This window comes from Bradyrhizobium sp. LA6.1, assembly GCF_040547805.1.
GTDB lineage: Bacteria > Pseudomonadota > Alphaproteobacteria > Rhizobiales > Xanthobacteraceae > Bradyrhizobium > Bradyrhizobium barranii.
On record NZ_JBEPQK010000014.1, the window covers coordinates 241,636 to 247,641 of the forward strand.

Consider the following 6,006-nt stretch of genomic DNA (forward strand, 5'->3'; position numbering starts at 1 on the left):
GGGCTCAGAGATAATCCTCGGCGAAAGGGCGCACCCGCGACGGCGGCCGCAGCGACTTGGGCTCTTCCTTCGGCGCGCTCGGAATGATCGTGATGGTCCAGCGCGGCGGCATGCTCGATTCCTGCTCCAGCACCGAGCGAATGAAACCAGTCACCGTCGCCTCGCCATCCTTCACCGTCGCGGTCCTGCCGTTGAACTGTGCGATGCGGAAGCGACGGACCTCTTTCTGATCCGCAGTCTCATAGGTGAACATGGAAACCCTCCTGGTTTCCGGCGACTATCGCCACCTATGATTAGCCATCTGTGAAAATCCCAAACCGTAGAAGTACGGCGGGCTTGGCGCGGTTTTGGTCAGAGCGTTTTCGAGCGAAGTGGATAGGGTTTGCGCAAGCCCCGCTCCGATTCAATCGAAACGAAAAAGGTTCTAGCCCTGCGGCTCCTGCGCGCGCGCGGCGGCGTAGGCGGCATCCATCAGGTCGAGGAGACCGTGGAATTCGGCCTCGCCAAGCGTCTCCGCGGTCTGCTCCAGCCGCAGCGCCAGCGCCGCAAGCCTGACATAGCCGAACGTTCCGGCCGCGCTCTTCAGCGAATGCGCTTCGCGGATGATCCTGGCAAGCTGCCGCGCGAGCGAGAGCGTGCGGAACAGTTGCAGACGCGCGCAGGTCTCGCTCCAGAACACGTCACGGACTTCACAGGCCCCGTCCTCGCCGATCTCCCGCACCAGCGCTTCGTAGGCACCCGGCTCGCGCGCGGGCGCAGCATCGAGCGCTTTTGGCATCGGCGCGGCTGTCACTTCAAACATGGCTTTGGCCCGTCCTGGTCACGGTTCGTCCGCCGCGCGGCCTGTACGGCGCGAGGCATGCCCCGTGTCTAGGGCATCCGAATTTCAGTTCCGGTAGCAGGACGATCCGTGTTTGCAGGCCGGCGTTAGCCGCCGGTTTACCAAAGCGCCGGTCAGCGCGGGCCGAGCAGCCGGTCGTACTGCGCCTTCACGGTGGCGTAGCATTCGCACGCCGTCTGGCGCAGGCCGTCCAGGTTGAGGATCTGGATGTGCCCGCGGCTGTAGTGGATGAAATTGGCGTGCTGCAACGTATTGGCGACCAGCGACACGCTGTTGCGGCGCGCCCCGATCATCTGCGCCATCGCCTCCTGGGTCAGCAGCAGCCGGTAATCGCCCGACAGGTCATGGGTGTGCAGCAGGCAACGCGACAGCCGCGACTCCACCGGATGGGCGGCGTTGCAGCCCGCGGTCTGCTGGACCTGTGCGTAGACGGCCAGCCCGTGACGGGTGAGCAGCGTCCGCAAGGTGCTGCTCTGGTCGGCCGCGTCGCGCAGCCGGTCGAGGTCCATCACGGAGGCGGCACCGGGGACCAGCACGATTGCCGTGTTCAGCGCGCAGGCATCGCCCATGGTCGAGAGCGTTCCGAGCAGGCTGTCGCGGCCGACCATGGCGACCTGCACATGCTCGCCCTTGGCGAGTTTCACCACCAGCGAGATGACGCCGCGGTGGGGGAAGTAGGCGCGCTTGAGCGTTTCGCCGGTCTCCACCAGGATCGCTTCGTGCGGCAGATCGATCATGCGCAAATGCGGGCGGATCAATTCGTAATCCTCCGCCGACAGTGCGGACAGGAAACCGTTGGATGGGCGCGCCATCGTTTCCAAGACTGCCTCCGTCTCGTCAGCCCCCGAACTCGAAGCGAACGGGCTGCTCGCTGCACGGATAAGTTCGATCATGTTCTCGTCGGGATATATTGGCAATTGGGACAAGATGTCCGGTTGCGATGGCGCCTCTGCTGCACTGTGTGCACACCGGCATGCAGCAGGCCGGTTGCGCCGGGCTGTCTTCACCGCGGGGCTCCCAGCAGGCGGGCGTGGCAGCCCTTCACCGCCGCATAGCAGTCGCAGGACCTCGTCTCCAATGCGCGCTCGTCGACGATCTCGATCTGGCCGCGGGTGTAGTGAATGATGCCGGCGCGCTGGAGCGCATTTGCGACGAGGGAAATCGCGTTGCGCCGTACGCCCATCATCTGCGCCAGCGTCTCCTGTGTCAGGGGAAGGAACTTGCTGTCGGACAGGTCGCGGGCACGCAGGAGCCAGCGCGCCAGCCGCGCTTCGACCGGGTGCACCGTATTGCACAGCACCGATTGCTGCGCATGCGCGAGCAGCGCCTGCTCGTGGCGGATCATCAGTCCGCGAAACTGCGCGCTTGCGGCCGCCACCGCTCGGAAGGCCGCGATTTCGAGCACGGACGCAGTCCCCGGGAAGAGCACGGCGGCATCCGTCGGCGCGATGCCGTCGGCAAGGGCGGCGCCGGCGCCGACGGCGCTGTCGCGGCCCAGCATCGCGACCTCGATCATCTGTCCCTCGGAGAGACCCACCGTGATCGAAACGGATCCGCCATGCGGGAAGTAGACATGTCGCAGCGCGGCGCCTGCCTCGGCCAAGACAGATTCCCTGACCATTTCGACTGTCGCGAGATGGGGGCGCAGCAGATCGAAATCCGCCACGCCGAGCATTTGCAGCAACTGGTTGGACGGGTGGTCGCTCGCGGTCATGCAGGTCAATCCGGCGCGTTCGATGGTACGATCGGGCGCCGCGCCCTGTGCGTCATCCAGTTGCACGGCGACCAAAACATATTGTAAAGGTTGTGGTGCCGTCCATATACCCGTTGGGGGGCAGACAGGCTGCGGCATTTGCGGCGGAAATTGAGAATCGCACGCTGATCCGAGCGTCAATTAGGGGTGTCCGTCTTGCGCCGGGCGGCAGGAAAAAGCGGCAAGAGGGCTGTCATGAGCCGCTAGCATCGCATCTGCGCCGCCATCGGACGCCGGCCGGCACCTGCGGCTTCCCCTCAAGCGCGCATTCTCGCCATCCGGGACTGGTCTGCGCGACTTCGCGACGCCGCGACTGTCGCACTTGCCCGTGATTTCCCGACAGGACCGTTGACGTTTGCGGCCATCAATTGTTTCGACCCCAGCCAGAGGAGAGCGGCGTGGCCCACGGTTTGATGTTTGAATCGCCGAAACGGGAAACTCAAACGGGCACGGCAGGTCTGCACCATATTCTCGTTGTCGACGACGACCCGATGGTGTGCATGGCCATCGAGATCTATCTGCACCGGAATCATTTCCGGGTGACGATTGCCGACGGAGGAGAAGCCGGCCTCCGCGCTCTCGAGAACGAACAGGTCGATCTGATGATGATCGACATCTTCATGCCGCACACGCGGGGGTTCGAGTCGATCCGGATCTTCCACGAGCACGCGCCGGCCATTCCGCTGATTGCGATGTCCGGCTACGCCTTCGCAAATTTGAACGCGCCCGCACCCGACTTCCTCCGGATGGCGCTGGAGCTCGGCGCTGCGCGTTGCCTTCGCAAGCCGTTTACACCGGATGCGTTACTCGCTGCCATCAAGGATTGCCTCGCGGCGCATCGTGCTGTCTCCGCAATTGGGTTAGCGCGGTAGCAATCGCGGCGGCCGCGAAATAAGCGTCCGTTTACCGCAAGCGCAGCTGTTGCAGATTGAGCAGGCGAGCAGCGGGCGGCCGCGTGAGCGATTCTGATTGCGCGTGATTTGATTCAATTCGCGCGGCCCGTGCATATCGTCCTTCGCCGACGGGATTTTTCGCGCACGTCGCCGTGTTGTTATCGGAGCGTTTACCTATTGCGTCTGTCGCGTGAGATGCGGCGCCGCTTTTGTCGCAAGACGCTATCGCAGGCCTCGAAGCGCAAACTTGTCTTCAATATCCGTATTAGCACGGAGGCTGAAATTAACGGGACCGTGAAAGGGGTTGTCTAACGATCCAGGCGCGGACCTCCGCCGAACTCCAGGTGCGGCCCAGGCGTCGAAGTCCGGCTCAGTAAGGCGTAGCTCATGGATGATCTGTTGCGGGAGTTTTTGACGGAGACCAGCGAGAGCCTGGACACCGTCGACAATCAGTTGGTGAAGTTCGAGCAGGAGCCGAACAACGCCAAGATCCTGGATAACATCTTCCGCCTGGTCCACACCATCAAGGGCACGTGCGGCTTCCTCGGTCTGCCGCGGCTTGAAGCGCTGGCGCATGCCGGCGAGACCCTGATGAGCAAATTCCGCGACGGCATGCCGGTGACCGGGCAGGCCGTGACGGTGATCTTGTCATCGATCGACCGCATCAAGGAAATCCTGTCAGGCCTCGAGGCGACCGAAGCCGAGCCCGAAGGCACCGACCGCGATCTCATCGACAAGCTGGAAGCGATGGTCGAGCAGGGCATGGCGGCAATGGCCGCAGGTGCTGTTGCTGATGCACCGCCGCTCGTGCCGGAAGCTCCCACTCCCGTCGAAGCAAAGGTTGCACCGTCGAAAGAAAAAGAAATGACCGAGGGCTCGCTGATCGACCAGACCCTGGAGCGTCCCTTACGTCCGGGCGAAGTCTCGCTCGACGAGCTCGAGCGCGCCTTCCGCGAGACCGCGATCGAAGCGCCGGCCCCCGTCGTCAAGGCCGAGCCCGCGCTGGCTGCTGAAGCTCCCGCGCCCGCCGCCAAGGAAGCTGCGAAGCCCGCCAAGGAGAAGCCCGCGCCGAAGAAGTCGATGACCGACGAGGGCGCCGCCGAAGGCGACCGCATCGCCAACCAGTCGATCCGCGTCAACGTGGATACGCTGGAGCATCTGATGACCATGGTCTCCGAGCTGGTCCTGACCCGCAACCAGCTGCTGGAGATCTCCCGCCGCAACGAGGACACCGAGTTCAAGGTGCCGTTGCAGCGCCTGTCCAACGTCACCGCCGAGCTGCAGGAAGGCGTCATGAAGACGCGCATGCAGCCGATCGGCAATGCCTGGCAGAAGCTGCCCCGCATCGTCCGGGATCTCTCGAGCGAACTCGGCAAGCAGATCGAGCTGGAGATGCACGGCGCCGACACCGAGCTCGACCGCCAGGTGCTCGACCTGATCAAGGACCCGCTCACCCACATGGTGCGCAACTCCGCCGACCATGGCCTGGAGACCCCCGCCGAGCGGCTCGCGTCCGGCAAGGGCGAGCAGGGCACCATCCGCCTGTCCGCCTATCACGAGGGCGGTCACATCATCATCTGCATCGCCGACAACGGCCGCGGCCTCAACACCGAGAGGATCAAGGCCAAGGCGATCTCCTCAGGTCTCGTCACCGAGGCCGAGCTCGAGAAGATGAGCGAAGCCCAGATCCACAAGTTCATCTTTGCGCCGGGCTTCTCCACCGCGGCCGCCATCACCTCGGTCTCCGGCCGCGGCGTCGGCATGGACGTGGTGCGCACCAATATCGACCAGATCGGCGGCACCATCGACATCAAGTCGGTCGCCGGCGAGGGGTCCTCCGTCACCATCAAGATCCCGCTGACGCTCGCCATCGTCTCGGCGCTGATCGTCGAGGCCGCCGGCGACCGCTTCGCGATCCCGCAGCTCTCGGTGGTCGAGCTGGTCCGTGCGCGCGCCAACAGCGAGCACCGCATCGAGCGCATCAAGGACACCGCGGTGCTCAGATTGCGCAACAAGCTGCTCCCGCTGATCCATCTCAAGAAGCTCTTGAAGATCGACGACGGCGCGGCCTCCGATCCCGAGAACGGCTTCATCGTGGTCACGCAAGTCGGCAGCCAGACCTTTGGCATCGTCGTCGACGGCGTGTTCCACACCGAAGAGATCGTGGTGAAGCCGATGTCGACAAAACTGCGTCACATCGACATGTTCTCCGGCAACACCATTCTGGGCGATGGCGCGGTGATCATGATCATCGATCCCAACGGCATTGCCAAGGCGCTCGGCGCCGCCGGCTCCTCGGCCCATGACATGGGCGACGAGAACGGCGCGCATCACATCGGATCGGGCGAGCAGACCACCTCGCTGCTCGTCTTCCGCGCCGGCTCGTCCCAGCCCAAGGCGGTCCCGCTCGGGCTCGTCACCCGCCTGGAGGAGCTCCCGGCCGACAAGATCGAGTTCAGCAACGGCCGCTACATGGTGCAGTACCGCGAGCAGCTGATGCCGCTCGTCGCCATGGAGAG

The 6,006-nt window shown here is 64.3% G+C and carries 6 protein-coding genes; 2 read left to right on the forward strand and 4 right to left on the reverse strand.

The window, feature by feature from the left end; translation table 11 throughout:
• Nucleotides 1-4: 4 nt before the first annotated feature.
• The 4 genes from ABIB99_RS30185 to ABIB99_RS30200 form a co-directional block, all read right to left on the reverse strand.
• Nucleotides 5-253 (reverse strand): hypothetical protein, encoded by a 249-nt coding sequence (locus ABIB99_RS30185; protein ID WP_354178995.1) that lies wholly within the window; start codon nt 251-253, stop codon nt 5-7.
• Nucleotides 254-424: 171 nt separating this feature from the next.
• Nucleotides 425-802, reverse strand: coding sequence for an Hpt domain-containing protein (locus tag ABIB99_RS30190; RefSeq protein ID WP_354178997.1), 378 nt, complete (start codon nt 800-802; stop codon nt 425-427).
• A gap of 152 nt (nt 803-954) precedes the next feature.
• On the reverse strand, nt 955-1,653 hold the full coding sequence (locus tag ABIB99_RS30195) for a Crp/Fnr family transcriptional regulator (protein ID WP_038943206.1): 699 nt from the start codon (nt 1,651-1,653) through the stop codon (nt 955-957).
• A gap of 191 nt (nt 1,654-1,844) precedes the next feature.
• Entirely contained in the window at nt 1,845-2,555 is a 711-nt protein-coding gene (locus ABIB99_RS30200) for a Crp/Fnr family transcriptional regulator (RefSeq protein WP_354179024.1), read from the reverse strand.
• A gap of 497 nt (nt 2,556-3,052) precedes the next feature.
• Here ABIB99_RS30200 and ABIB99_RS30205 point away from each other — a divergent pair, with 497 nt between their 5' ends.
• Entirely contained in the window at nt 3,053-3,466 is a 414-nt protein-coding gene (locus ABIB99_RS30205) for a response regulator (RefSeq protein WP_502917519.1), read from the forward strand.
• 408 nt (nt 3,467-3,874) lie between these two features.
• Nucleotides 3,875-6,006: chemotaxis protein CheA (locus ABIB99_RS30210; protein WP_354179001.1), on the forward strand; the 2,132-nt coding region annotated here is incomplete at its 3' end.

What these genes read in the sequence shown, in the direction of transcription:
- ABIB99_RS30200 (WP_354179024.1), bottom strand. Translation starts at nt 2,555, where the DNA reads ATGACCGCGAGCGACCACCCGTCCAACCAGTTGCTGCAAATGCTCGGC.
- ABIB99_RS30190 (WP_354178997.1), bottom strand. Translation starts at nt 802, where the DNA reads ATGTTTGAAGTGACAGCCGCGCCGATGCCAAAAGCGCTCGATGCTGCG.
- ABIB99_RS30185 (WP_354178995.1), bottom strand. Translation starts at nt 253, where the DNA reads ATGTTCACCTATGAGACTGCGGATCAGAAAGAGGTCCGTCGCTTCCGC.
- ABIB99_RS30195 (WP_038943206.1), bottom strand. Translation starts at nt 1,653, where the DNA reads ATGGCGCGCCCATCCAACGGTTTCCTGTCCGCACTGTCGGCGGAGGAT.